Raw genomic sequence first — 24,790 nt, 5'->3', positions numbered from 1 at the left:
ATCCTATAGATCCACTAGGTTCTGCGGGCAAGGGTCTCGTACAGATAGCGCAGCTGTCGGCCTCTCGGACTTGACCGTCAAGGTCTCGCCCTCGGGCGCTATGTCGGCGCCGTGCTGACGGACTATGGCTCGCTCGGCGGAGTCGGCGCGGGTCACCGGGTTGGTGTTGTTGAGGTGGGTGTAGAGGTAGCGGACTCCGGGCGCCAGCAGGGGCAGCGACTCCTCGATCGGGAGGTGCCCCATCTGGCGGGCGGTGCGGCGGACGCCTGTGCTGCGCAGCATCTCGTCGTCGGTGAAGAAGGTGCCGTCCAGGAGGACCAGATCGGCGTCGGCGAGTTCGGCGGACCAGGCGGGGAGGCAGGGGGCGTATACGAAGGTGGAACGGCCGCTGGTGAGCCGCAGGCCGACGACCCAGTCGTTCGCGGATTGGCTTTCGGCTTGGCTTGCCGCGTAGCGCGGGCGCTTGGCGCCTAGTGGGAACGGGGTCACGGTGAGGCCGCCGTCGAGGGCAGCGGGCACGCCGCAGGTGAGTTGGCGGCGGGTGACGGCGGTGTAGTGGTCGAGCAGCGGCAGCGCGGGGACGGTGGCCAGGACGGGCGCGGTCGCCAGCACCGTCAGGGACATGGCTTCGCGGAGTCCGATCAGGCCGGTGGTGTGGTCCAGCTCGGCGCTGGTCAGAATGACGCCGCGCAAGGGAGTCTCGCGCAGGCCGGGACCAGGGCGCAGCTCTGGGGCGTCGAGGTGGAGGTCGGGGGCGGCGTTCAGCAGGTACCAGCTGTGGCCGTCGCCGCTCACCGCCAGCGTGTCCTGCCGCAAGGAACGGCCGTCGGCGCGGGCCGTCCGGCAGCCGGGGCAGGCGCAGTTCCACTGTGGGAGGCCGCCGCCGGCCGCGGTTCCGAGGACTCGGATCTTCACGGGAAGCGCCTGGGGACCGGGACGGGACGCGGGGCGACGGGGATGCGCAGCGAGGTCACCAAATCGTGCGCCGGGGAAAGGTGGCAGGCGGGATCCGTGGCCGCGGCGTCGCCGGTCAGTTGGAAGGCCTGGCACCGGCAACCGCCGAAGTCGAGCTCACGCCGGTCGCACGAGCGGCACGGGGACGGCATCCAGGCGGTGCCGCGGAAGCGGTTGAACAGCTCCGACTCGTGCCAGATGGTGGCCAGGCCGGTGGTCCGGACGTTCGGGGGTGGCGGGCCGGGGAGCTGGGCCGCCGCCAGGCATGGAAGGACGTCGCCGGCGGGGGTGATGACCAACTGGCGGGCGCCCCAGCCCTGCATACAGGGCTTCGGGGTGCCGGTGAGGTAGTCGGGGCGGACGTAGGTGATCTGTATACGGTCGCCGTAGCGGGAAACGGCGTCGGCGGCGGCGCGATCGGCGGCGGCCACCTGGTCGGGGGTGGGGATCAGGGCGGCGCGGTTGCGGAGCGCCCAGCCGTAGAACTGGGTGTGCGCGAGCTCCAGGCGGGTCGCGCCGAGCGAGACGGCCAGCTCGGCGATCTCGGGGACCCGGCCGACGTTGGCGGCGTGCAGGACGACGTTGACGGTGAGCGGCAGGCCGGAGGCGATCACCGCGGCGGCCGCGGCGCGCTTGCGGTCGGTGGCGGGCAGGCCGGCGATGCGGTGGGCCGAGGCGGGGTCGCTGTCCTGCACGGAGAGCTGGACGTGCCGCAGGCCGGCGTCGACCAGCGCGGTGAGGCGGGCCGTGGACAGGCCCAGGCCGCTGGTGATCAGGTTCGAATAGAGGCCGTATGCCGTGGCGTATGCGACCAGCTCCGGCAGGTCGCGGCGTAGGAGGGGCTCGCCGCCGGTGAGGTGCAATTGCCGTACGCCCAAGTCGCTTGCCTGTTGGAAAATCGCGTCCCAGGTGGCCTGGTCGAGCTCGGTGCGGGAGAGCGAGACCGGATTGGAGCAGTAGGTGCACTGCAGGGGGCACCGATGGGTCAGCTCGGCGACCAGCCCGATCGGCGCCCCGGCCGGCAGCGAGGACGGCCCGCCGAGAGAGCGCGGCGCGACCGGGGTGCCGCCGTCGGCGACGATGTGCTGGGCCGTAAGCGAATCGAGGAGGCGGCCGACCGAGGCCTCGTCGACGCCGTCGTATTCGAGGGCCAGCGAGGCCACGATCTCGTCGACCGGGCGGCCGTCGCAGCGGGTCAGCACCGCGGCGGCCGGCTCGTCCAGGACTAGCACGCCCTCCGGGTAGAGGACGAGCCAGGCGTCGCGTCCACGGTCGTAGACGAGGTCGCATCCGGTATGCAGCCCGGGATTCATCGCGCCGTCCCGGCATAATCGACCGCATCCAGGATCGCGTTCAGCACGTCGCACTTGTAGGCGAGCGCGGCGATCGCCGCCTCCTGCTGCTCGCGCGTGACCGCGTGGGTGAGCACCAGGTCGAGCGTGAACGAGCTGTCCTGCTCGACGACGGGGATGCGGTTGTCGAAGTACGCCATGCCGGCCGGCTCGATCCAGTCGTAGTGGGTGCGCCACGCGTGGACGCGATCGGTCATGTGCTTCGGGGAGAACAGCTCGGTGAGCGCGGCCGCGGCGCCCTCCAGCCAGGGGCGGGTGCGGCAGAAGGACACGTACGCGTCGACCGCGAACCGCGTCCCCCGCAGCACGTGCCGTTCGTCGAGCACCTCGCCGGCCGTCAGGCCGACCGCGGCGGCCAGCGCAAGCCAGTCGTCGAGGCCGCCGTCGTCCTGGAACGCGATGCGGTCGAGCCAGCGCAGGCGCACGGCCGGCAGCGGGCAGGCCGACACGATCGCGGCGTTCTTGGCGGAGAGGTGGCGCTGGTAGTACCAGCGGTTCGCGACCCAGGACCGGATCTCGCCGGGCGTGCACCCGCCGGCATGCAGCCGGACGTGGAACGGGTGCTTGTCCCAGTACCGCGAGGCCTGCGCGTGCAGCGCCCCGGCGAGCTCCGCTCGGGTCAGCGTTGGTCGCGGCGCGGCCACGGGCCGCCGGTCCCGGCATAGGCCGAGATCTCGGCCGCGGTCTCGATGCGGGTCGTCTTCGGTTCGGTCCACTTCTTCTTCAACTCGAGCTCCTTAGTAGACAACGATTTTCCCGGTGTTCTGCGGATAGATGGCGTCGTTGTAGAAGTAGGTTCCCGGCGTGGCGAACGTGTGTGTGGCGGATTGACCGGGCATCAGCGTGCCGGTGTCGAATTCGTTGTCGAAGAACGCGACGGCCGCGTGGGCGCTGGCGTTCGAGGCGGGGTTGACGAAGGTGACCGTCGTGCCGACCGGAATGCGCAGGTGCTGCGGCGCCATCGCGTTCTGCGCCACGAGATTCTCGGTCGTTCCGGGAGCGCCGCCCGACCAGACGCGCCCGAGCGTCACGGTGGTGACTCCGGTGACCGCCGCGGTGCGAATGTCGTTGCGTTTCGACGGCGGCACCGGGGTCGGCGCGGGCGCGACGGTTCCGCCGAGCTTGAAGGCCCAGAGGTGGTCGCCGCGCGGGATGTCGGGATACGGCAGGCCGTTGCCGCCCGCGAGCACCGCGATGTATTGGACGCCGTCGATCTCGTACGCGATCGGGCTGGTGTGCACCCCGGCGCCGGTCTGGAAACTCCAGAGCACCTCGCCGGTCTCGTCGTTCATCGCGTGCAGCAGCCCGTCCGGCCCGCCCTGGAACATCACGCGGCCGGCCGTGGTGAGAATGCCGTTGCCGTGCGCGAGCGACCATTCCCCGTCCTTGCGCCAGACGGGTTTGTTGGTGCGCGGGTCGACGGCCGCGAGTCCCCCGGCGAAGTATTCGCCGAGCGGCCGCGACGTGTTGACCCGGCCGTCCCGGGCGTTCGAATAGCCCGAGTTGATCAGCCCATAACCCACATAGATCCAGCCGGTGTACGGGTTGAAGGACAGTTGCGTCCAATCCGCTCCGCCGCCGGCCCCGGGGAAGATGATGGTGGCCCGATCCCAGTGCGGCGTGTAGAGGCCGCCGAACTCGTAGAACGGCACCGGGCGGGTCGCGTTGTCGAATCGGGGCTCCTGCGGGCAGAACGGCTCCCCACCCGGGAAAGGCTGGGTCGGCGCCGTTTTCTGCCGCACATCCTGCGCGACGGGCCGTTCCTCCATGCCGTGGACGGCCTCGCCGGTGCGCCGGTCGAGGATGTAATACATGCCGACCTTGCTGCCGTAGACGACGACTTTGCGCAGCCGCCCGCCGATCCGCAGGTCGATCAGCACCGGGGCCATCACGTTGTCCATGTCCCAGATGTCGTGGTGCACCGACTGGAAATGCCAGCGGCGCTTACCGGTTTTCGCGTCGAGCGCCACGATGGAATTGGCGAACAGGTTGTCGCCGCCGCGCGACGAGCCGTCCGTGCGCGGATACGGACCGCTGAAGGTCCAGTAGACCAGCCCGAGCTCCGGGTCGACGGCCGGATGGATCCACGGAACCGCGCCGCCGGTCTTCCACGAGTCGCCCTCCCAGGTGTCGTTGCCGAACTCGCCCGGGCCGGGCGCCGACCAGAAAATCCAGGTGATCTCGCCGGTTGCGGCATTCAGCGCGTACGCCCGGCCGCGCGCGCCGCCGGTGCTGCCCTGCATCCCGACATAGATCAGGCCGTCGTGGTAGACGACCGCTCCGGCCAGCGTGCCGGTGAGGCCGCCGCATTGGCCGTTCTGCGGATCGCAGCCGCTGTCGGCGCCGCCCTCGTCCGCCGTGATCAGCTGCTTCTGCCAGACGATCGCCCCGGTGCTCTGCTCCAAGGCGTACACAATGTTGGATCCTGAAGTTGAATAGACCTTGCCCTCGCCCAGGGCCACGCCACGCATGTTGGTGCCGCGGGTGCCCACGGTGGTCTTCCACTTGACCGCGCCGGTGCGGCCGTCGACGGCGAAGACGTTCTGCTGGCTGGTCTGGACGTACAGGATGCCGTCCTGCACGACCGCGGTGCTCTGCTGGCCCTGGGCGCTGCTGCCGCCCTCGAGGTTGATGTGCCAGGCGCCGCCGAGGCGATCCACGGTGCGGCGCGAGACCTGCTTGAGCGGCGAATGGTTCTGGTTGCCGAGGTCGCCGCAGACCTTGGGGAAGTCGCGTCCGGGCGGGCGGAACGCCCGGGGCTGGGCGGGCGCCGGCGTCGCCTTCGCGGGCTCGGCGGCCTCCGCGACACCGGGCACGGCCAGTGTCCCCGCGGCCCCCGCGCCGGCCGCTAGAAACTTTCGTCGATCCATGCTCACTCCTTGGTCCGCTGTGTGGACCTGTCGAGCCGCTAGATGGACGAACCATAAGCCCGTTCATCGATCCGCAACAAGAGCCGGATCGATGATTGCGATTTACAGGGACCCGGGCCTACGGTGAGCGAGCTTGAGAATGGATCGATAGGTCCGTCTAGTGGACCCCTTCCGAAATCGGAGCTCCGTCCATGATCGAATCCGTCCGCCGTCATCGCGGCCTGGCCGCCTTCCTTGCCGTCGCCCTCGCGCTCTTCGCCGTCGTCTCCCTTCGCAGCCGGCCCGCCGAGGGCCACGGCGAGGTCAAGGGCGCGCAACAGCTCGGCGATCCCGACTACGGCGTCTGCCGGGGCGTCGACCCGCGCTGCTACCACGACTGGGGCAACTTCGATCCCGCCACCGACGGCTGGCGGGTGCTGCTGTTCACGCGTACGGCCGGCCCGCGGCACGCCAACCTCGGCCCGGCCCTCGCGGCCGGCCTCAACCCGCCGCTCACCGCCGCGAACGTCGTGCAGAACGGGGTGGCCGCGCTCGGCAAGGCGAACGGCTTCACCGTCGACTGGACCGAGGACCTCGCCCAGGTGTCCTCGCCGAACCAGCTGTTCCGCTACAACGCCGTCATCTTCTTCAGCACCTCACGGGACACCTTGGACGACGCGGCCCAGACCGCGCTGCGCCAGTACATCCGCGGCGGCGGCGGCTTCGTGGGCGCGCACAACGCCTTCGGCACCGAGTACAACTGGCCGTGGTACGAGGGCCTGCTGGGCGGCGCGAACTACTACGACCACGGCCCCGAGCAGACCGGCACGGTGCGAACGGTCGACCGCCGCGACGCATCGACTTCGTCGCTGCCGTCCCGATGGGGCTTCGAGGACGAGTGGTACAACCTCGTGCCGTTCCCGTCGAAGGTCCGGATCCTGGCCACCGTCGACGAGTCCACGCTGACCCGCGGCGTCGCCGGAAGCATGGGCCACCCCGGCCACGGCGACACGCACCCGGTGGCGTGGTGCCAGTACTACGACGGCGGCCGCGCCTGGCTGACGACGCTGGGGCACGACGCGGCGCTGTTCGACCTGAACGCGACGTTCCCGGGCGCCGCCGAGTACCGCAGCCTGCTGCTGGGCGGCATCGAATCGGCGATGGGCAAGAAGCCCTTCTGCCGCTGACCCCGCGCGGATCCGCCGGTCGTGGATGGCGCACGACCGGCGGTCCAACGACTCCGCCTCGCCGCGGCGACCGGGCCCAGGCCTTCGGCGCTCAACCGGGCCGCGACGCCGGGCCAGGAGCGCGCGGGCGTCATCGCCTCACGCCCCGTCCAGGAAGCGCCCCAGATCGGTGTCGCTCAGGTCGGCGAGCGACATGTACCCGGCGGCCTTCCAGTGTCCGGCCTTGGGCCAGTCGTTCTCCTTGCCCTTCTTCTCGTACGGCGCGAGCGTGCGCACCCGGCTCCCGAAAGCCTTGGTGAGCGCGTGCTCGGGCAGGTAATTCTCCAGGGCGCGCCGCTCGAGCACGTGGCCGGGGATGTCGAGGGACCCGCACAGGTCCACGAAGGCCTGACGGTTGCGGGACAGCGCGGCGTCCTTGTCCTCACGCTCGCTGTCGATCAGGTACTGCAGGTTCGGGGTGAGGCGTTTGAGATCCGACAGCTCCCGCTCGACGTCACCGCGAATCATTTCGTCGCCATGAAGCGGGAGCAGCATGATCTGGTGCTCCTTGCCGTAGAGGCGGAGCATTTGCGCGATCGCCCTCAGCTCGGTCTTGCCCTCGACCAGGAGCACGCGGTCGAAACCGAGCTCCGGCGTCTTGTCGAACGACAGTTGCCCGAGCATGGTGACCAGCTCGGGCTCGGAGTCGTATTCGCGAACCCGGCTGGTTCCGCCGGGCGTCTTGGTCAGGGTGTAGATGCGATCCGCGGCGGTACGCGCCAGTCCGAGGCTGTGGGTGGCGAAGATGACGCCGTTTCGCGCGTATTTTCCCAGCAGCGAAAGGAAGTCCAGCTGGAGCGAGGCATGGAGATTGAGCTCGGGCTCGTCGATGAGAATGAACGAGGGCTGCTTGAAGATCGCGTTCATGACCACCATCACGAAGTGCGACAGCCCCGAACCGTGCTCCGAAATGCGATAGCTGCGCCCGTCGACGGCGATTTGCAGCCCGCCATGGGGTGACACGTTGATGTCCAGGGACCGGTACCCGAAGATCCGCCGCAGCTCCTCGAGCGCCTCGACGATCATGTCGTTCTTGACGGGATCGAGGCCGGCCTTGAACTCGACGAACTTCTCCCCGAAGCGACCGGCCGTCAGCAGATCGAAGTAGTCGTGCTCGGTGGCTTGCGAGACCCCGCGGAACGGCCCGATGTATTGGGTTCGAGTCAGTGCCTGGAATGCGAGATCGAGATGATCGCGATCAAAAGCCTGACGAAGTAAATGTCGCAAATCTTCCCCGTCGGCAGCCCTGTTCAAACTGAAATACCCGCCGATAGCCACCTCCAGGGCTCCCGTCCGGTCGTAGTTGACCTGAACATCACTGCCTTCGGAGAGTCCGATCCGGATCAAGGGATCGAAAACAGTGTCACCCCCGATCTTCAGGAGAATCGGCCTGTCGTTGCCGACGTGGAAAACACGCTCGCCTTCGGCGACATTTGGACGCGTCGTCAAGCGCGGGCTGGGCAACGTGCCCTTCATGAAGTCAGCAGTCGCGGCGATTACTGGGCGCAGTTCATAGAGCATGCGCAGCAGGGAGCTCTTGCCCGAGTTGTTGGTGCCGACCAGCGCGGCGAAGCCATCCTTGATCGAAATGCGGGCAGGTTCGTCGCCGAAGCAGCGGTAGTTGCTGACCGTCAATTCGAGATCAACCATGCCACGTCCTCGATCATCGAAAGCGCGGCCACGTCGCCTCGCGGACCTGTCATGATGCCAGGTGGTCCGCCGGGGAGGATTTGCGCGTGGACTCGCTGATCGCCGTAGGGGCGTGGCCCGGCGGCCAGGGGGCGGGCCGCCGGGCCACTCCCTACAGTCCCAGGTAGATCTGGCGCACCCGGGGATCGTGGCGGAGCTTGTCGGACGTGCCGGTCATCGCGGCCGAGCCGTTCTCCACCACCAGGCAGTGGCTGGTGGCCTCGAAGGTCAGCTTGGCGTTCTGCTCGACCAGCAGCATCGACAGGCCGTCGGAGCGGAGCCGGCGCAGGACCGCCAGGATGTCCTCCACCAGTTTGGGTGACAGGCCCATCGACGGCTCGTCCAGCAGCAGGACGCGCGGCTTGCACATCAGGGCGCGCCCGATCGCGAGCATCTGCTGCTGGCCGCCGGAGAGGGCGCCGGCCAGGCGCTCGCGCATCTCCCCCAGCACGGGAAAGAGCGCATACACCTGGTCGAGGGTCTCGCGGGTCTCCTTCTTCCACGGTTTGGAGTAGGCGCCCAGCAGCAAGTTCTTCTCGACCGACAAGCCGGCGAAGACGTGGCGGCCCTCCGGGACGTACCCGATGCCATGCCGGACCATGTCCCGAGCCGGCACCTTGGTCAGGTCTATATCGCCGAGGCGAAGCGAGGCGACCCGCCGGGGGATGAGGCCCATGATGGCCTTGAGGGTGCTGGTCTTGCCGGCGCCGTTCGCGCCGATCACGCCGACCGCGTCGCCGGGCGGGACCTCGAAGCTGAGCTCGTTCACAGCCCGGACGCCGCCGTAATGCACGGTCAGCCCTTCGACGGTGAGGGCGGTCATGGGGTCACCTCCGAAGGAATGTCCATCGAGTCGCCCAGGTAGGCCTCGATCACGGCGGGAGTGGCGGCCACCGCGGCGGGGGTGCCCTCGGCGATGACGCGGCCGCTGGCCAGGACGGTGATGCGCTCGCAGAGGTTCATGACCAGGCCCATGTTGTGCTCGATGATGACGACCGTGATGCCGGTGTCGCGGATGGAGCGGACCATCTCGCCGAGCTTGCGCACCTCGTCGCCGTTGAGGCCGGCGGCGGGCTCGTCCAGCAGGAGCAGCTTCGGGCGGCAGGCGACGGCCCGGGCGATCTCCACGCGGCGTTGCGTGCCGTAGGGCAGGGACTTCGGCGGCAGCGCGGCGAAGGCGGTCAGGCCGTAACGGTCGAGGACCTCGTCGGCGCGGCGGCGCAGGTCCCGGTCGCGGCGGACGATCGAGAACGGGGCCGCGAGGTAACGCCAGCTCGACATCGTGCGGGTGCGGTCGAGCGCCACGAGGACGTTCTCCCGGACGGTCAGGTCGCCGAACAGGCGCAGGTTCTGGAAGGTGCGGCTCATCCCGGCCCGGGACAGGCGGTAAGGCGGCTGGTTGGTGACGTCGCCGCCGGCGAACCGGACGCGGCCGGCGTCCGGGCGGTAGAGGCCGCTGATCACGTTGAACAGCGTCGTCTTGCCGGAACCGTTGGGGCCGACGATGCCGCGGATCTGCCCGGCCGGCACGGTCAGCGACACGTCGTCGAGCGCCTTGAGCCCACGGAATTGCTTGCTCACGCTGTCAACAATCAAGACCGGCGCCGCACCACCGGATATTTCCGAAATGTCCGGCGAGCCCGTGGAGGAGGCGGGCGCGACAGCGTCATAGGGCCGGAACTCTCCCAGGCGTGCGGCCTCCAAACCAGCGCGACCTCGCCGGTGGGAGATCCAATGCCGCAGTCGCGGTGGCAGTCCGGCAAGGCCCGTCGGAGCAAAGACCACCACGAGTACGACCACAGAGCCGTACCCGATCTGCGCGAACGTCGGGTGGTCCACCAGCAGCTCGCGTACCAGATAGAGCCCGATCGCCCCGGCCACGCACCCGATGAGGCTCTGCCTCCCGCCGATGATGACCATGCCGAGCAGCAGGAACATGTTGGCGATCGAGAACGACTCGGGCGCCACGTACCGGATCAGCCCGGCGTACAGCACCCCGCCCACTCCCCCGTACACGGAGGCCAGCAGGAACGCCGTCATCCGGAGCACCGGCACGTCCGCGCCCAGCGCGCCGGCGGCGAGGGCGTCGTCGCGCATCGCCCGCATCCGCCGGCCCAGCGCGGTGCGGACGACGAACAGTCCGAACACCAGCATGAACGCGAAGACGATCAGGATCAGGTAGTAATACAGGTACTCGCTGGACAGGTCGACGCCCGGCAGCGTGGGCACGGGAATGTTGGAGATGCCCTCGGCGCCGCCGGCGATCTGGGCGTTGGTCACCCAGTTGGTGAAGGCGAGCGCCAGCCCCAGCGTGACGATGCCCAGGTAGTGCGACTGGACTCGCAGCGCGGGCGTGCCGACCAGCAGCCCGGTGGCGGCGGTGGCCAGCACCGCGATCACCCCGGAGACCCAGAAGCCGAGGCCGGCGTGGGTGGTGAGGATGGCGGTGGCGTACGCGCCGACGCCGAAGAACGCGATCTGCGCCAGGTTCACCTGACCGCCCACGCCCATGCAGAGCCCGAGCCCGACCGCGAGCAACGCGAAGACCAGCATCACGTTGACCACGTGGATGGCGTACGAATCAAGCGTGTATGGCAGCAACCACGCAGCCACCGCAACGATCAATGCGGAGCCTATGCCCCATCTCATACGGGATCTCATGCCCGGTTCACCGTCCGCTCGCCGAAGACGCCGGTCGGCCGGATCATGATGATGACCGTGAAGACCAGGAAGGTGACCAGCTCCGAATAGCCTTGGAAATGCCCGGCGGTGAACGAGTCGAGCACGCCGATGGCCAGGCCGCCGACGATGGCGCCGGGGATCGAGCCGAACCCGCCGAGGATCGCGGCCGCGAAGCCCTTGATGCCGAGCGTGCCGCCGAGCGCGGGGTTGACGTAGAGCAGCGGCCCGACCAGCCCGCCGGCCAGCGCCGCGAGCCCCGCCCCGATCATGAAGGCGACGGCGTTGCTGCGCCCGACGTGGATGCCGACCGCGGTGGCCGCCTCGTGGTCCATGGCGACCGCCTGCATCGCCGCGCCGCGCTTGGTGCGCGACAGGAACAAGACCAGGAGGACGGTTGCGGCCGCGGCGATCGCCAGGACCACGAGATCGTACGTGCGGACGCGCAACCCGAAGATCTCGATGGGCGCCCCGGCGACGGGGCTGGGCACGGCCCGCCCGGTGGCGCCCCAGATCATGATGACCAGGGCGTCGAGGACGATGCCGAAGCCGATGGTGCCGATCAGCATGAGGTCGAAGTCGCGGTTCTCGAGGGGCCGCAGCACCCGCTCGATGACCAGGCCGATCACGCCGGTGACCGCGATCGCGACGATCATCGCGAGGGCGAACGGCAGCTTCGCGGTGAGGTAGAAGGTGGAGGCGAGGTACGCGCCGACGGTGACGACGTTGCCGTGCGCGAAGTTGACCAGCCCCATGGTGCGGTAGACGAGGGAGAAGCCGAGGGCGACCAGCGCGTAGATGGCGCCCAGGCTGACCCCGCCGATGATCGTCTGGAAAAAGACCTGCATGGCACTCCTGGATGACCGGCGATCCCGGCGCCGGGGGGCGGCGCCGGGATCCGGGGACGGGTACGTCAGCTGGAGGCGGCGGTGAGCTTGCCGCCCTGGATCTTGCCGATCGAGGTGGCGAAGATGCCGACGCCGGTCTGGTCGTAGGCGAAGTCGCCGAGCAGACCCTTGTACTTGGTGCCGCGGATGGCGTCGGCCAGGCCCTTGCCGGTCGCGACGTTGCTGCTCTTGAGCGCGGTCAGCAGGATCTGCGCCCCGTCGTACGCCTTGGCGCCGTGCAGCTCGGCCTCCTCGTTGTAGGCCGCCTTGTACGCGTCGGCGAACTTCTTGGACTCCGGGCTGATGTCGTTGCTCAGGTACGGCGAGCTGACGATCGTGCCCTCGACGTTCTTGGCGCCGGCCGTGTCCAGGAAGACCGGGGTGCCCTGCGGCGCGGCCCCGGCGAACGGCACGGTGATGCCGAGGTCGCGGGCCTGCTTGACGATCAGGCCGGACTCGACCTCCTCGGCGCCCAGGAAGATCAGCTTCGGGTTCTTCTGCCGGATCGTGGTGAGCGCGGCGCTGAAGTCCTTCTGGTCGGTGGTGACGACCTGGTCGGCGACCGGGGTGACGTTGCGGGACTTCAGGGCCTTGGTGAACGCGTCGTGCTCGCCCTTGCCGTACGACCCGTTGTTGGTGATCATCGCGATGCTCTTGATGCCCTGCTGGTCGACGATGTACTTCGCCAGGGTCTCGTCGTACGTCGTCGAGGTCGGCCCGTTGAGGAAGAGGAACTCGCTGCCGACCCCGACCAGCCCCGGGGACTGGCCGGAGGTGATGTTGGGGATCTCGGCGGTCTTGAGCGTCGGCGCCATCGCGATGGTCACGGCGCTCTCGGCCGTGCCGAGCATCGCGATGTAGCCCTCGCTGTCGATCTTGCGGGCGAGGTTGGTGCCGATGGTCGGGTCGCCCTGGTCGTCGAAGACGTCCAGCTGGATCTGCCGGCCGTTGACGCCGCCCTGGGCGTTCCACTCGGTGACGGCCAGCTTGGCGCCCTTGAGCTCCCAGGCGCCGAGCGAGCTCAGCTGGCCGCTCTGGGCGTCGACCAGGGCGATCTTGATGGGTCCGGTGTCGCTGCCGGAGTCCTTGTTGCCTTCGCCGGGGGCACTGCATCCGGCAACAACGAGGGCCAGGACGGCGAGGGCGGTAAGGGGACGGTATCGCGCCACGTGCGTCTCACCTCAATCTCGGAATCATTTATTCGAAAACGCCCTGATAGATGTCCGTGATGTTCCAGTGCCCGGGCGTCGGCACCGGTTCGTTGACCATCGGCACGTCGAGCACCGCCGGGCGGCGACGCTCGATTGCCTGCCGCAGCGCCTCGCCGAGCCCTTCCGGGGATGCGACAAGGTAGCCGTCGGCGCCGCAGGCTCGCCCGAAAGCCGCGAAATCCGGGCTGTAGGGCTGTCCCTGCGGGTCGGTGAAGTCGCAGCCGTAGCTGCGGCCGAAGAACTTCGACTGGAGGTCGGAGATGGTGCCGTGGGCACGGTTGTTCATCACCAGGAAGATCACCGGCAGGCCGCGCTCGACGGCCATCGGCACTGCCGGCAGCTGGGCGCTCATGCCACCGTCGCCGATCAACGCGACGACAACCTTGCCGGGCTGGGCGATCTGGACGCCGAGCGCGGCGGCCGGGCCGAAGCCCATGGTCGACGCGCCTCCTGGCGTGATAAATCGGCCTTTTTCCGGCAGCGGGTAGCACTGCGCGACGCCGTTCTTGTTCCACCCGACGTCGGTGACCAGCACGGCGTCGTCGGGCAGCGCTTCGCGCACGTCGGCCAGAATCCGCTCGGGCCGGAGGGGGAAGTCCTCGCTGCGACCACGCTCGGCACTCGCCGCGAACAGCGTATTTCGGGCTTGTCCGATTTGTTCTTTCAGGGTCGGCCGGCTCGCCGCCGGCTTCGCGAGCACCGCATCCCGGATGGCTACCACCGCGAGCCCGGCATCGGCCACGACGCCCAGCTCGACGGGGTAGTTGCGGCCGATCTCCGCCGGGTCGATGTCGATCTGGATCAGCTTCGAGGGCGGAAAACTCCAGGTGTACGCCGGATTCCAGGAGCTCGCGTCGGTCTCGGCGAACCGCGTCGCGATCGCCAGCACCACGTCGGCCTTGCGCGCGTAGTCGTTGGTGAGCTCGAGGCCCCAGAACCCGGTCATCCCGAGCACCAGCGGATGCCGATCGGGCAGCGCGCCCTTGGCCATCAGCGAGTGGGCGACCGGAATGTCCAAGTGCTCCGCCAGCTCCGTCAACGCCTGCCGGCCGTCGGAGCCGCCGAGGCCGCCGCCGATGTAAATGAGCGGCCGCTCGGCCTCGGCCAGCATCGCCGCGATCCTCTCCGCGTCGGCCGCGTCCAGGCCGGGCTTGGTCACCTGCACCGGCAGCGGGGCGCTTTGTTCCGGCAGCGTCCGGGAGAACACGTCCATCGGCACGTTGAGCAGCACGGCGCCCGGCCGCCCCGACGTCGCCGTCCAGAAGGCCCGCTCGGTGAACCGGGCCAGGTCCTCGGCCCGGTGCACCTGCCAGGCCCGCTTCACGAACGGCCGGTAGATGGCCGCCTGGTCGGCGTCGTTGTGCAGGTTCACCTCTTGGTGCGGGTGCCGCCCGTACAGGTAGGAGGGAATGTCGCCGGAGATCGCGACCAGCGGCACCGAGTCGAGCGCGGCGGTCGCCACGCCGGTGACCGCGTTCATCATGCCGGGGCCGACGTGCATGAGCAGGACGCCGGGCTTGCCGGTCGCGCGGGCGTACCCGTCGGCGGCGTGCGCGGCGGTCTGCTCGTGCCGGGCGATGACGAACTCGATCGAGCTGCGGCCGATCGCGTCGAGCAGGGCGATGTTGGTGTGGCCGCAGGTGCCGAAGACAAACTCCACGCCGTACGACTCGAGCTGTGCCACCAGGTTGTCGGCGACGGTCACTGTTCCCCCCAGATGGACATGCCTCGCAGGATCAGCGTCTTGACGACCGTGTAGTCGTCGACCATGAAGCGCGGCGACTCGCGGCCGAAGCCGGAGTCCTTCACCCCGCCGAACGGCACGTGGTCGAGCCGGAAGTTCGAGGTGCCGTTGACGATCAGGCCGCCGACCTCGAGCTCGCGCCAGGCGGTCATGATTTTCCGTACGTCGTGGGTGAAGATCCCGGCCTGCAGCCCGAAGCGGCTGGTGTTGCACTCACGCAGGACCTCGTCGAAGTCGTCGTAGGGCAGGACGGCGACCAGCGCGCCGAAGACCTCCTGCGTGACCACCGCGGCGTCGGCCGGCGGCCCGGCCACGACGGTGGGCTTCAGCGTTGCCCCATCGCGCGTGCCCCCGGTCGTGATCCGCGCCCCCGCCTCGCCCGCGTCCGCCGCCCACGCCGCCACCCTCGCCGCGGCCTGGTCGTCCACCATGGAGCCGACATCGGTCGACGGATCGAGAGGATCGCCGACCTTGAGCGCGGCCACTTCACCGGTGACTTGCCGGACAAATCCGTCAAATCCGGATTTGTGGACGTAGACCCGCTGGACCGAGATGCAGCTCTGGCCCGAGTTGGTATAGCCCGTGCGGGCACACATCCGGGCGGCGGCCGCGAGGTCGGCGTCCTCACAGATGATCGTCGCCGCGTTGCCGCCCAGTTCGAGGACCAGGCGTTTGGCGCCGGCGGCCCGTGCTACCGCCGCCCCCGTGGCGGCGCTGCCGGTGAAGCTGACGACCGCGACCTCGGGCGCGGCGCACAGGGCGGCGCCAACCTCTCCCCCGCCGTGCAGCAGCTGGACCGCTTCGACGGGCGCGCCCGCCGCGAGCAGCAGCGCGACGATCGCCGCCGAGACCGCGGGCGCCTGCGGCGGCGCCTTGACGATCGTGGTGTTGCCGGCCGCGAAGGACGCGCCGAGCTTGTGCGCGAGCAGGTTGGCCGGCGCGTTGAACGGGGTGATCGCGAGCGCCACCCCCGCGGGCGCCCGGTAGGTCAGCGCCGTGTTGCCGATCCCGCGCTCCCAGCCCGCGACCGGCAGGTTGTCGCCGCCGATCTGCCGCGCCTCGGCCGCGCAGACCGCGAACGTGTCGGCCACCCGGTCCATCTCGCCGAGGCCGTCCTTCACCGGCTTGCCGAGCTCCAGAGCGATCAGGCGCGCGACTTCGGACCGGTGCTCGGTGGCGAGGCGGGACGCGGTCTCGAGGACCGAGGCCCGGGTGGCGGGCGCGAGGCGGGCCATCTGTTTCGCGTACGCGGCGGCATGCCGGACCGCGGCGTGGACGTCGCCCTCGCCGGCCACCCGCGCACGACTCACCACGGACCGGGTGTATGGCCCTACCCGTTCGGCCGTCGGGCCCTCCACCAACCAGACGCCGCCCAGCAATGCCGGCGCGTCGGCCGATTTCAGGATCGTGTCGAGCATCAGACCTCCTTGGTCCGCTAGATGGACCGTCGAGGGGGATTCTGGACCGCTGTGCGGACTAGGTGTAACGTACGGGCGACCGCCGGTTCCTCGCAATAGGACGGGCCGAGAAAGTTACGGTCCGATGAACCAGCGCCGTGAGCGGCAGAATCAGTGCCGCCCGGCAGGAGTGCCGGCGGAGGGAAAGGGGCACCGTGGAAGACCGCGAAGCAAGTGGGGTGCGCAGCGTCCAGCGCGCGCTGGACATCCTGTCGCTGCTCACCGAGGAGCGGCCGTCGATCACCGTCCGGGAGGTGGTCGAGGCCACCGGCCTGGCCAAGACCACGGTGATCCGGCTGATCCAGACGCTCGAGCAGATGGGCCTGCTCTGGGCCACGACCAGCGGCTACATGGCGGGCCCCGGGCTGTGGCGCTGGGCGCACCTGGCCCGCAGCAGCTGGGAGCTGCCGCCCGAGACCAAGCGGATGATGCGCGACCTGGCCGCCAAGGACCGCGAGACGGTCAACGTCTACGTGGCCCGCGACATCGTCCGGGTGTGCATCGCCCAGCAGGAGAGCCCGCAGCCGCTGCGGCACGTCGTGCACGTCGGCGACGAGCTGCCGATGTGGGCCGGCGCGTCGGCCAAGGTGCTGCTGCGCAACGCCACGCCCGGGCTGCTCGCCCGGGTCGCCCGCTCCTCGCCGTACGGGGAGCAGCACGTCCGCCGCATGCAGGAGTGGATCGACGAGGCCGCCCACCAGGGCTTCGCGGTCAGTCACGGCGAGCGCGAGGAGGGCCTGACCGCGGTCGCCGTCCCCGTGCTCGGCCGCTCCGGCACGGTGGTCGCCGCGCTCACGCTGAGCGGGCCGACCATGCGCTTCACCGACGAGCGGATCGACACCTTCGTCAAGGACCTGACCGAGGTGGCGAACCGGATGGCCGAGCGCGGCTTCGACCATCCCCTGGGCTCTTCGTTCTAGTTGAAGGGAGTCCCCTGCATGCCCCCTCTCTCCGGAGTCCGGGTCCTCGATCTCACCAACGTGCTCGCCGGCCCGTACTGCAGTTACCACTTGATGCTGCTCGGCGCCGAGGTCGTGAAGATCGAGGTACCGGGCGTGGGTGACCTCGCCCGCCGGCTCGGGCCCGACCCCGCGCTCAACCGGGACGGGATGGGCTCCTCCTTCCTCGCGCAGAACGCCGGCAAGAAGTCGGTCGAGCTGAACCTGAAGGAGTCCGCGGACCGCGAGACCTTCGAGCAGCTCGCGTCCTCGGCGGACGTGCTCCTCGAAAACTTCCGGGCCGGAGTGCTGGCCCGGCTCGGCTACGGCTGGGACCGGCTGCGCGAGCTCAACCCGGGGCTGGTCTATTGCGCGATCAGCGGCTTCGGCCAGGACGGCCCGCTGAGCCAGGGCCCGGCGTACGACCAGGTCGTGCAGGGTCTCTCCGGGATGATGAGCATCACGGGCACACCCGAGACGGCCCCGCTGCGGGTCGGTTTCCCGGTCTGCGACACGGTCGGCGGGCTTTCGGCCGCGCTCGCGATCGTCGCGGCGCTGCACGGCCGGCAGCGCGACGGCGAGGGCCGGTTCCTCGACGTCTCCATGCTGGAGACCTCGATCTCGGCGATGGGCTGGCCGGTCTCCAACTATCTCGTCTGCGGCGTGCCGCCCGAGCCGATGGGCGATCAAAACGCCACCGCCGCGCCGTCGGGGACGTTCGAGGCCGCAGACGGCCCGCTGAACATCTCGGCCAACCGCCAGGAGCAGTTCGTGACCCTGTGCGGGCTGCTCGACCGGGCCGATCTGCTGGACGATCCGCGCTTCGCCGAGCGCGAGGCCCGCAAGGAGCACCGCGCCGAGCTGAACCGCGAGCTCAACAAGTCGCTCGGCTCCCGCACCGCGGCCGAGTGGGAGGCGATGCTCTCCGCCGCCGGGGTGCCGGCCGCGCGGATCCTCACCGTGCCGGAGGCGATCGACCTGCCGCAGCTCGACGAGCGGGGTTTCCTGACGCCGCTCGGCGATTTCCGGGTCACGGGCAGCGGCGTGCTGGTCGACGGCGAGCCGCTGCGCCCGCCGGCGCCACCGCCCACCTTGGGCCAGCACAACGACGAGGTCCCGGCGCTGATCGCGCGGTGGCAGTCGTGACCTCCACCGCGGACGAGGTCGCCGCCTGGTGGGCCACCTCGGTCAGCCGGATCGAGCCCGGGGTGATCGAGTACCGCGGTCGCCCGATCCAGGAGCTGATCGGCGCCATCACCCTTCCCGAGCTGATCTACCTGATGCTGCGCGGATCGATGCCGCCGGCCGGGCACGCCGCCCTCCTCGAGGCGGCCATGGTCAGCGGCGCCGACCACGGTCCGCACGCGCCCTCGATCGCGATCGCGCGGATGACCGCCACCTGCGGCGTCGGCCTCAACAGCGCGATCGCCAACGGCGTCAACACGCTCGGCGACGTGCACGGCGGCGCCGGCCAGCAGTGCCTGGAGTTGCTCGACGACATCGTGTCCGGCGCCGACCCGGCCTCCGTCGTGGCGACCGTGCGGTACTTCCCCGGCTTCGGCCACCGCTTCCACCCGGTCGACCCGCGCCGCGAGCCGATGCTGCGCCTGATCCGGCAAGCCGTCGACGACGGGGTCATCCCCGGCCGGCATCTCGCGGCCGCGCTCGCCGTGGAGGAGATCCTCGGTCCGCGCGTGCCGATGAACGTCGACTGCCTGACCGCGATCATCTACGGCGAGCTGGGCTTCGCGGCGCCGCTCGCGCGCGGGATCTTCGCGCTCAGCCGCAGCATCGGCATCCTGGCGCACGCGTGGGAGGAGACCCAGCAGGGCCGCCGGATCAAGGGCCCGATCCCGCCGTCGATCCTCCCAGAATACCGCGGCTGACCCGGTACTGGGCCGCCATCCGGACCGGTGTGTTCGGCGTTCCGTACCCGTCATAGTCCTTCACCCGCTGCACCAACTCGAAGAACACCCGGCGGCCGAGCATGGCCGTGTAGAAGTGGAAGAGCTCCCCGTCGTCCGTGCGGTCGTACAGGATCCCGTGCGACCGCATGACCTCGATCCGGTCCGCGTCGAGGTCCACCCGCGCGGCCAGATCGGCGTAGTAGTTGTCCGGAATGGCCAGGAGCGGCACGCCGGCGTCGCGCATCGCCGCCGCCGCGGCGAAGACATCACCGCAGGCGAACGCGACGTGCTGGAAATCGGCGGTCTCCGGGAGGCGGCTTCCGCCTAGCGCGGGCACATGCAGCAGCATCCGTACGCGCCGGCCGGCGCTCGTCATCGCGCGGGCCCGCACGAGTCCCCGCGGGTCCGGGATGTCCTCCGGATCGTGCCGCCGCAGTCCCAGCACCGACCGGTAGAAGAGCACCGCCTCGTCGAAGTAGTGCAGCGGCTGCGACAACGACACCTGGTCGACCCCGGTGATCCCCATGCCGGCTTGCCGATCGGGCAGCGGATCGAAATCGCCCAGCCAGTCCACGTTGCCGCCGCCGCAGAAAAATACCTGCGTGCCGTCCGGGGCGGCAACCGCGGTCAGGTCGGCCTCGCCCGGCCCGTAGCGGCGCGGGACCGCCGGGGCGAGCAGCTTCTCCGCCCGGCGGGCCGAGGCGGCCGGGTCCTCGCTCTCCACCCCGATCGCGATGATCGCCGCCTCGTCGCCGGTGGACCGCGCGCGGTTCAGCAGGATCCGCGCTTCGCCCTGCTGCCACAGGTGGACGGGCTTGGAGCGGTGGCGCGCGACCCGCGCGAAGCCCAAGCCGCGCAGCATGCGCTCGGCGACCTCGCCGCCGAGCGCGTCGACGCCGAGCTCGACGAACGCGTAGCCGTCGAGTTTGGCCGGCGGCGCGACATCGTCATGCAAAGCGATCAGGGAACGCAGGGCATCGGTGGCGGTCCGCTCGGCGTCGGCCTGACGGAAGACATCGTTGAAGACCTCCAGCGACAGCGGACCGTCGTAGCCGGCCGCGAGGACGTGGCCGACGAAGGCGGTGAGGTCGAAGTCGCCCTGGCCGGGGAAGCAGCGGTAGTGGCGGCTCCACTGCAGGACGTCCATGCCGAGCTTCGGGGCGTCGGCCAGCTGCAGGAAGAAGATCTTGTCGCCCGGGATGGCGCGGATGCCTTCCGGGTCGTCGCCGCGGGACAGGATGTGGAAGCTGTCCAGGCAGACGCCGAGCGCGGGGTGATCGGCCGCCGCGACGATCTCCCAGGCGTGCCGGTAGTCGTTGACGTGCCGGCCCCAGGCGAGCGCCTCGTAGGCGACCCGCATCCCCCTGCTCCGCGCCAGCTCGGCGAGCTCGCGGAGCTGGGCGGCGGCCAGCTTGTCGTCGCCGTCGGTGCCGGGGGCGACCGAGGAGCAGACCAGCATCGTACGGACGCCGAGGTCGGCCATGACGTCGAACTTCCGGGCCGCGCGGCGCAGGTTGGCGGCGAGCCGCTCGGGCGGGACCCCTTCGAAGTCCCGGAACGGCTGGTAGAGATCGATCGACAGGCCCAGGCCGGCGCAGCGGCGGCGGATGTCGGCCGGGCTCAGCGGGCTGGTCAACAGGTCGGCCTCGAAGATCTCCACGCCGTCGAAGCCGACCTGCGCCGCGGCGGCCAGTTTCTCCTCGAGGGTGCCGCTCAGCGAGACGGTGGCGATCGACCTACGCATGGCGGGCCGTCGCCGTGCGCTCTGCGAAATCCGCCAGCATCCGGCCGGCATCCGGTTCGTGGCCGGTGAACAGGCGCAGCGCCTCGACCGCCTGGTGGACCACCATGCCGCCGCCGTCGAGGGTGCGGCAGCCGCGCTCGCGGGCGGCGCGCAGCAGGTCGGTCTCGAGGGGGCGGTAGACGATGTCGGCGACCCAGAGCTCCGCGCGCAGCAGGGCCGGGTCCAGCGGCAGGCCGGGGCGGCCCTCCATGCCGACCGGGGTGGCGTTCACCAGGCCGTCGGCCTGCGCCACCAGCTCCGGGACGCGGTCGCGCTCCGCGGCCGAAACGTTCGCGCCGCGGGACGACAGGCGGTCGGCCAGCCTCCGGGCCCGGTCACTGTCCGCGTCCACGATGGTCAGGTGGCCTGCTCCCAGCCGTACGATCGCATGAGCGACGGCAGCGCCCGCACCCCCGGCACCCAGCTGAAGCACCGACCGGATCGGGGCATCCGGCAGCCCTTGGCGGAAACTTTCCGCGAAACCCGAGTGGTCGGTGTTGTGCCCGATCGCGCGACCGTTCGCGAAAACCACCGTGTTGACCGCGTCGAGGTCGGCCGCCTCCGGCGACAGCTCGTCGAGGTGCTTGACCACTTCCTGCTTGCACGGGTGTGTGATGTTGAGGCCGCGGAAGCCGAGCTTGCCGGCCGCCTTCACCAGATCGCCGACGTCGGCCGCGGGCACGCCCAGCGCGGCGATGTCGATCAGGTGGTACCAGTAGCGCAGTCCGAGGCGGGCCGCCTCGTCCTCGTGCAGGGGCGGGCTGAGCGACGTCTGGATGTCCGCGCCGATCAGGCCGACCAGAAAGGTGCCCGGCATCGAGCCTCCACGCTAATGTACGAACCGGTACGTTAGTTATCGGCGTCACATCGACTAAAGTCAAGGCCTGATCTCAGACGCCTCTTCGAGGAGCCCGATGACCGCCAGCCCGCCCGTGGAACGCCGCCGCGACGCCGAGCGCACCCGCGCCGAGATCCTCACCGTGGCGACCGCGGAGTTCGCCGACCGCGGCTACGACGGCGCCCGGGTCGACGAGATCGCCGCCCGCACCAGCACCACCAAGCGGATGATCTACTACTACTTCGGCGGCAAGCGGCAGTTGTACGTGGCGGCCCTGGAGTCCGCCTACGCCCGCATCCGCGAGGCCGAGCAGCAGGTCAGCGTCGACCACCTGTCGCCGGCCGACGCGATCCGGCGCATTGCCGAGGTGACCTTCGACCACCACGAGGCCAACCCCGACTTCATCCGCCTGGTCAGCATCGAGAACATCCACCGCGCCGAGCACATCGCCCGGCTCCCCGAGATCGTGCGGATCAACACCCCCGCCGTGCTGCTGCTCGACCGCATCCTTTCCCGCGGCCGCGAGACGGGCGAGTTCCGCACCGATGTGGACGCCATAGACGTGCACCTGATGATCAGCGCGTTCTGCTTCTTCCGCGTGGCCAACCAGCACACTTTCGGCGCCATTTTCGGCCGCGACCTGCTCGACCCGGCCCGCCGCGACCATTACCGCCAGATGCTCAGCGACATGGTCGTCGCCCACCTCACAACCCCGTAACCGCGCCGCCCGGTGTTGATGACTTCCCGCGCGCTCCGAGCACCAAGTCACCAAGGTCGCGACCGCGGGGGCGGCTCCCCGGCTTCCGCCGCCCGGCCCTGATGAATTCCCGCGCACTCCGAGCACCAAGTCACCAAGGTCGCGACCGCGGGGGCGGCTCCCCGGCTTCCGCCGCCCGGCCCTGATGAATTCCCGCGCACTCCGAGCACCAAGTCACCAAGGTCGCGACCGCGGGGGCGGCTCCCCGGCTTCCGCCGCCCGGCCCTGATGAATTCCCGCGCGCTCCGAGCACCAAGTCATCAAGGTCGCGACCGCGGGGGCGGCTCCCCGGCTTCCGCCGCCCGGCCCTGATGAATTCCCGCGCGCTCCGAGCACCAAGACGCTCCTATAGATGTCAAGCGGCGGGTTCGTGGGTGTTGGTGGTGATGAGTTGGTAGAGCTCGCGGGCTATGTAGCGTTTGAGGCAGCGGATGATTTCTTTTTTGGACAGGCCGTCTTTGGTGCGGCGTTGCGCGTAGGCGCGGGTGTTGGGGTCGCTGCGGAGCCGGACGATGGCGACGCGGTGGAGGGCGGCGTTGGCTTGGCGGTCGCCGCCGCGGTTGAGCCGGTGCCGGCGGGTTTTGCCGGACGAGGCGGGGATCGGCGCGACGCCGCAGAGCATGGCGAACGCGGCTTCGCTGGTGAGTCGCTGGTGGTTCTGGCCGACGGTGACCAGTAGTTGACCGGCGATGTCGGTGCCGACGCCGTGGGCGGCGGTCAGGGCCGGGTTGATCGCGGCCACCAGGGGTTTGAGCAGGCTGTCCAGGTCGGTGATCTCGGCCGTCAGGTGCTGGTGGCGGCGGGCCAGCGAGCGCAGGGCGATTTTGGTGGCGGTGGCCGGGCTGGCGGCGTCGGCTCGGTCCGGCCGCAGGTTCGCGCAGGTGCCGATCAGTTCTTTGACGCTCAGCTCGCGGAGCCGGGCGCGCAGCTGGTCGTCGGCGGTGACGATCAGGGCTTTGATCTGGCGTTGGGTGTCGGCGCGCTGGTCGATGGCGCTGCGCCGGGCCAGCCGCAGGTGGCGCAGGGCCTCGACCTGGCCGTCGCGTTGTTTCGGCAGGCCGGTGCGTTCGCCGGCCAGGGCGGTCTTGGCCGCGGCGATGGCGTCGATCGGGTCGGACTTGCCCTGTGACCGGCGGGTCTTGCGGTCCGGGCGGTCGACCTCGATCACCTCAACGGCCGCGGCGCGCAGCCGGCGGGCCAGCCCGGCACCGTAGACGCCGGTGCCCTCGACGCCGACCCGCCACAGCCGGCCGTGCCCGCGCATCCAGGCCAGCAACGCCTGATAGCCGGCCGCCGTGGCCGGGAACTGCTCGGTGCCCAGGACCCGCCCGACCAGGTCGATGACCGCCGCGGTGTGAGTGTCCAGGTGGGTGTCGACGCCGCCGACGACATCGAAAAGGGCCGGGTCAGGTGTAATGGAGGGCATCGTCGTCCTGTCGTTCGTGACTGTGGGCAGGGCGGCACGCACCGGCCGGGCAACGATGGACAAGACAGAGATGGGGCCTCTGGCCAGGCTCCTATGAAGTCACAACGCCACGACCCGGCACGTGCACGAGCACCTCCCGACCGGAGCCGACAAGTCTTACGAAGGACCCGAAGTCAGTCATCAAGCGGGTCAGACCCCGGCGGGAGGTGCTCACCCACCATCATCTCTGTCATCAAGGTCGCGACCGCGGTGATTCCAGGCCGGGCGGGCGAGCCCGGTTCAGCCGGTCAGCACTAGAAATCGCGCGCATTTTGTGGTATATTGTGGACATTCCCGCGCTACCTTGGCCGGCATGACTGCTGCCGATTTCCGCGTGCGCGAGTTCTTCGAGATTTTCGCCGAGGCCAGTGGCGAACTACAGCTCGATCTTCTCGACTACTGCTTCGCCGACCCGTTCCTGTCCGCCGGCCCGGGCGGCACCCAGGCCGTACCCAAGGATGTCTTTCTCGCGGCGCTCCCCCGCCGCGCCCGTGCGTTCGCCGACGCCGGTGTCGGGCCCGCCGCGCTGACCTCGCTCGACGAGACCCGCCTCGACGAGCACTACCTGATGGTCCGCACCGGCTGGGACGCCCCGCGATGGGACGGCGGCGCGCCCGTACACCTGGAATCGTCGTTTCTCCTGCACGACGACGGCGACCGCCTGCGCATCGTGCTCTACCTGAATCACCAGGGACTTTGAGTATCGGCACTCATCCGCCGCGGCGCGCGGGCGGAAAGGATGACCGCCATGGACGTCAATTCACAGCCGAAGGTCACCTCCGCCTTCTACGCCCAGGCGGCCGCCTCGTTCGCCATCTCGCTGGTGTCGGTCGCGGTCGGTATTTATTACCTGCCGGTCGGCGGGTGGGTCCGCGCTTTCCTGGCGATCGGTCTCCTGTACGTGGTGACCTCCGCCTTCACCCTCGCGAAATGTGTCCGCGATGCCCAGGAAGTCGGCACCGTCGTGCGCCGCGTCGACCAGGCCCGCATCGACAAGCTTCTCAACGAGCACGACCCTTTCAAGCAGCCCACCGGCGTTTAGCCACCCCGAGAG

General features: G+C 69.9%; 21 protein-coding genes. 7 read left to right on the top strand and 14 right to left on the bottom strand.

Annotated elements, in window-relative coordinates; translation table 11 throughout:
• Nucleotides 1-3: 3 nt before the first annotated feature.
• The 4 genes from pqqB to ACQPZX_RS21380 form a co-directional block, all read right to left on the bottom strand.
• Entirely contained in the window at nucleotides 4-915 is a 912-nt protein-coding gene (gene pqqB / locus ACQPZX_RS21395) for a pyrroloquinoline quinone biosynthesis protein PqqB (RefSeq protein WP_433383454.1), read from the bottom strand.
• Complete coding sequence (gene pqqE, locus ACQPZX_RS21390) at nucleotides 912-2,267, bottom strand: pyrroloquinoline quinone biosynthesis protein PqqE (RefSeq protein ID WP_433383452.1); 1,356 nt, start codon at nucleotides 2,265-2,267, stop codon at nucleotides 912-914. The genes pqqB and pqqE overlap by 4 nt, the downstream gene beginning before the upstream one ends.
• The gene (gene pqqC / locus ACQPZX_RS21385; protein ID WP_433383450.1) at nucleotides 2,264-2,950 is read right to left on the bottom strand and encodes a pyrroloquinoline-quinone synthase PqqC; all 687 of its coding nucleotides are present in this window, start codon (nucleotides 2,948-2,950) and stop codon (nucleotides 2,264-2,266) included. The genes pqqE and pqqC overlap by 4 nt, the downstream gene beginning before the upstream one ends.
• A gap of 93 nt (nucleotides 2,951-3,043) precedes the next feature.
• On the bottom strand, nucleotides 3,044-5,176 hold the full coding sequence (locus ACQPZX_RS21380; RefSeq protein ID WP_433383448.1) for a PQQ-binding-like beta-propeller repeat protein: 2,133 nt from the start codon (nucleotides 5,174-5,176) through the stop codon (nucleotides 3,044-3,046).
• A gap of 191 nt (nucleotides 5,177-5,367) precedes the next feature.
• On the opposite strand from ACQPZX_RS21380, the gene ACQPZX_RS21375 reads away from it, so the two are divergent.
• Nucleotides 5,368-6,342, top strand: coding sequence for a ThuA domain-containing protein (locus ACQPZX_RS21375; RefSeq protein ID WP_433383446.1), 975 nt, complete (start codon nucleotides 5,368-5,370; stop codon nucleotides 6,340-6,342).
• 138 nt (nucleotides 6,343-6,480) lie between these two features.
• Here the strand turns inward: ACQPZX_RS21375 and ACQPZX_RS21370 are convergent, their stop codons facing one another.
• The 7 genes from ACQPZX_RS21370 to ACQPZX_RS21340 all read right to left on the bottom strand — a co-directional run bounded on the left by ACQPZX_RS21370 (nucleotide 6,481) and on the right by ACQPZX_RS21340 (nucleotide 16,009).
• The gene (locus ACQPZX_RS21370) at nucleotides 6,481-8,031 is read right to left on the bottom strand and encodes an ATP-dependent nuclease (protein WP_433383444.1); all 1,551 of its coding nucleotides are present in this window, start codon (nucleotides 8,029-8,031) and stop codon (nucleotides 6,481-6,483) included.
• A 151-nt stretch (nucleotides 8,032-8,182) separates the two neighbouring features.
• On the bottom strand, nucleotides 8,183-8,893 hold the full coding sequence (locus ACQPZX_RS21365; protein WP_433383442.1) for an ABC transporter ATP-binding protein: 711 nt from the start codon (nucleotides 8,891-8,893) through the stop codon (nucleotides 8,183-8,185).
• Entirely contained in the window at nucleotides 8,890-10,683 is a 1,794-nt protein-coding gene (locus tag ACQPZX_RS21360; RefSeq protein WP_433383440.1) for a branched-chain amino acid ABC transporter ATP-binding protein/permease, read from the bottom strand. The genes ACQPZX_RS21365 and ACQPZX_RS21360 overlap by 4 nt, the downstream gene beginning before the upstream one ends.
• Before the next feature lie 44 nt (nucleotides 10,684-10,727).
• Nucleotides 10,728-11,597 (bottom strand): branched-chain amino acid ABC transporter permease, encoded by an 870-nt coding sequence (locus ACQPZX_RS21355; protein ID WP_433383439.1) that lies wholly within the window; start codon nucleotides 11,595-11,597, stop codon nucleotides 10,728-10,730.
• A 65-nt stretch (nucleotides 11,598-11,662) separates the two neighbouring features.
• Complete coding sequence (locus ACQPZX_RS21350) at nucleotides 11,663-12,805, bottom strand: ABC transporter substrate-binding protein (protein ID WP_433383437.1); 1,143 nt, start codon at nucleotides 12,803-12,805, stop codon at nucleotides 11,663-11,665.
• 28 nt (nucleotides 12,806-12,833) lie between these two features.
• Complete coding sequence (locus ACQPZX_RS21345) at nucleotides 12,834-14,552, bottom strand: thiamine pyrophosphate-binding protein (protein ID WP_433383435.1); 1,719 nt, start codon at nucleotides 14,550-14,552, stop codon at nucleotides 12,834-12,836.
• The gene (locus ACQPZX_RS21340) at nucleotides 14,549-16,009 is read right to left on the bottom strand and encodes an aldehyde dehydrogenase family protein (RefSeq protein WP_433383433.1); all 1,461 of its coding nucleotides are present in this window, start codon (nucleotides 16,007-16,009) and stop codon (nucleotides 14,549-14,551) included. The genes ACQPZX_RS21345 and ACQPZX_RS21340 overlap by 4 nt, the downstream gene beginning before the upstream one ends.
• 194 nt (nucleotides 16,010-16,203) lie before the next feature.
• On the opposite strand from ACQPZX_RS21340, the gene ACQPZX_RS21335 reads away from it, so the two are divergent.
• From ACQPZX_RS21335 to ACQPZX_RS21325, 3 genes are read left to right on the top strand one after another with little or no spacing between them, the layout of a single operon-like run.
• Complete coding sequence (locus ACQPZX_RS21335; protein WP_433383432.1) at nucleotides 16,204-16,968, top strand: IclR family transcriptional regulator; 765 nt, start codon at nucleotides 16,204-16,206, stop codon at nucleotides 16,966-16,968.
• 18 nt (nucleotides 16,969-16,986) lie between these two features.
• Nucleotides 16,987-18,132, top strand: coding sequence for a CaiB/BaiF CoA transferase family protein (locus ACQPZX_RS21330; protein ID WP_433383430.1), 1,146 nt, complete (start codon nucleotides 16,987-16,989; stop codon nucleotides 18,130-18,132).
• Nucleotides 18,129-18,872, top strand: a complete 744-nt coding sequence (locus ACQPZX_RS21325; protein ID WP_433383428.1) for a citryl-CoA lyase — start codon at nucleotides 18,129-18,131, stop codon at nucleotides 18,870-18,872. Before ACQPZX_RS21330 ends, ACQPZX_RS21325 begins: the two co-directional genes overlap by 4 nt.
• Here the strand turns inward: ACQPZX_RS21325 and ACQPZX_RS21320 are convergent.
• On the bottom strand, nucleotides 18,826-20,637 hold the full coding sequence (locus ACQPZX_RS21320; protein WP_433383426.1) for a bifunctional sugar phosphate isomerase/epimerase/4-hydroxyphenylpyruvate dioxygenase family protein: 1,812 nt from the start codon (nucleotides 20,635-20,637) through the stop codon (nucleotides 18,826-18,828). The two genes, ACQPZX_RS21325 and ACQPZX_RS21320, sit on opposite strands and share 47 nt — an antisense overlap.
• Nucleotides 20,630-21,493: a shikimate dehydrogenase gene (locus ACQPZX_RS21315; RefSeq protein ID WP_433383424.1), complete on the bottom strand. Its 864-nt coding sequence runs from the start codon at nucleotides 21,491-21,493 to the stop codon at nucleotides 20,630-20,632. Before ACQPZX_RS21315 ends, ACQPZX_RS21320 begins: the two co-directional genes overlap by 8 nt.
• Nucleotides 21,494-21,590: 97 nt before the next feature.
• Here ACQPZX_RS21315 and ACQPZX_RS21310 point away from each other — a divergent pair, with 97 nt between their 5' ends.
• A complete protein-coding gene (locus tag ACQPZX_RS21310) occupies nucleotides 21,591-22,232 on the top strand; it encodes a TetR/AcrR family transcriptional regulator (protein WP_433383422.1) in 642 nt (213 codons plus the stop codon).
• 394 nt (nucleotides 22,233-22,626) lie between these two features.
• Here the strand turns inward: ACQPZX_RS21310 and ACQPZX_RS21305 are convergent, their stop codons facing one another.
• Nucleotides 22,627-23,697 carry an IS110 family transposase gene (locus ACQPZX_RS21305; protein WP_433384968.1) on the bottom strand — a complete coding sequence of 357 codons (1,071 nt, stop codon included), beginning with the start codon at nucleotides 23,695-23,697 and terminating at the stop codon, nucleotides 22,627-22,629.
• Nucleotides 23,698-24,049: 352 nt separating this feature from the next.
• Between ACQPZX_RS21305 and ACQPZX_RS21300 the strand changes: the two genes are divergently transcribed.
• Nucleotides 24,050-24,436, top strand: coding sequence for a hypothetical protein (locus ACQPZX_RS21300; RefSeq protein WP_433383420.1), 387 nt, complete (start codon nucleotides 24,050-24,052; stop codon nucleotides 24,434-24,436).
• 48 nt (nucleotides 24,437-24,484) lie between these two features.
• Complete coding sequence (locus ACQPZX_RS21295) at nucleotides 24,485-24,778, top strand: YiaA/YiaB family inner membrane protein (protein ID WP_433383417.1); 294 nt, start codon at nucleotides 24,485-24,487, stop codon at nucleotides 24,776-24,778.
• Nucleotides 24,779-24,790: the final 12 nt, after the last annotated feature.

Origin of the sequence: Actinoplanes sp. CA-142083 (assembly GCF_050942195.1) — a bacterium.
Classification (GTDB): domain Bacteria; phylum Actinomycetota; class Actinomycetes; order Mycobacteriales; family Micromonosporaceae; genus Actinoplanes.
This window is presented reverse-complemented; position numbering and strand designations above follow the sequence as displayed.

What these genes read in the sequence shown, in the direction of transcription:
- pqqE (WP_433383452.1), bottom strand. Translation starts at nt 2,267, where the DNA reads ATGAATCCCGGGCTGCATACCGGATGCGACCTCGTCTACGACCGTGGA.
- ACQPZX_RS21380 (WP_433383448.1), bottom strand. Translation starts at nt 5,176, where the DNA reads ATGGATCGACGAAAGTTTCTAGCGGCCGGCGCGGGGGCCGCGGGGACA.
- ACQPZX_RS21375 (WP_433383446.1), top strand. Translation starts at nt 5,368, where the DNA reads ATGATCGAATCCGTCCGCCGTCATCGCGGCCTGGCCGCCTTCCTTGCC.
- ACQPZX_RS21370 (WP_433383444.1), bottom strand. Translation starts at nt 8,031, where the DNA reads ATGGTTGATCTCGAATTGACGGTCAGCAACTACCGCTGCTTCGGCGAC.
- ACQPZX_RS21365 (WP_433383442.1), bottom strand. Translation starts at nt 8,893, where the DNA reads ATGACCGCCCTCACCGTCGAAGGGCTGACCGTGCATTACGGCGGCGTC.
- ACQPZX_RS21355 (WP_433383439.1), bottom strand. Translation starts at nt 11,597, where the DNA reads ATGCAGGTCTTTTTCCAGACGATCATCGGCGGGGTCAGCCTGGGCGCC.
- ACQPZX_RS21340 (WP_433383433.1), bottom strand. Translation starts at nt 16,009, where the DNA reads ATGCTCGACACGATCCTGAAATCGGCCGACGCGCCGGCATTGCTGGGC.
- ACQPZX_RS21330 (WP_433383430.1), top strand. Translation starts at nt 16,987, where the DNA reads ATGCCCCCTCTCTCCGGAGTCCGGGTCCTCGATCTCACCAACGTGCTC.
- ACQPZX_RS21320 (WP_433383426.1), bottom strand. Translation starts at nt 20,637, where the DNA reads ATGCGTAGGTCGATCGCCACCGTCTCGCTGAGCGGCACCCTCGAGGAG.
- ACQPZX_RS21315 (WP_433383424.1), bottom strand. Translation starts at nt 21,493, where the DNA reads ATGCCGGGCACCTTTCTGGTCGGCCTGATCGGCGCGGACATCCAGACG.
- ACQPZX_RS21310 (WP_433383422.1), top strand. Translation starts at nt 21,591, where the DNA reads ATGACCGCCAGCCCGCCCGTGGAACGCCGCCGCGACGCCGAGCGCACC.
- ACQPZX_RS21305 (WP_433384968.1), bottom strand. Translation starts at nt 23,697, where the DNA reads ATGCCCTCCATTACACCTGACCCGGCCCTTTTCGATGTCGTCGGCGGC.
- ACQPZX_RS21300 (WP_433383420.1), top strand. Translation starts at nt 24,050, where the DNA reads ATGACTGCTGCCGATTTCCGCGTGCGCGAGTTCTTCGAGATTTTCGCC.
- ACQPZX_RS21295 (WP_433383417.1), top strand. Translation starts at nt 24,485, where the DNA reads ATGGACGTCAATTCACAGCCGAAGGTCACCTCCGCCTTCTACGCCCAG.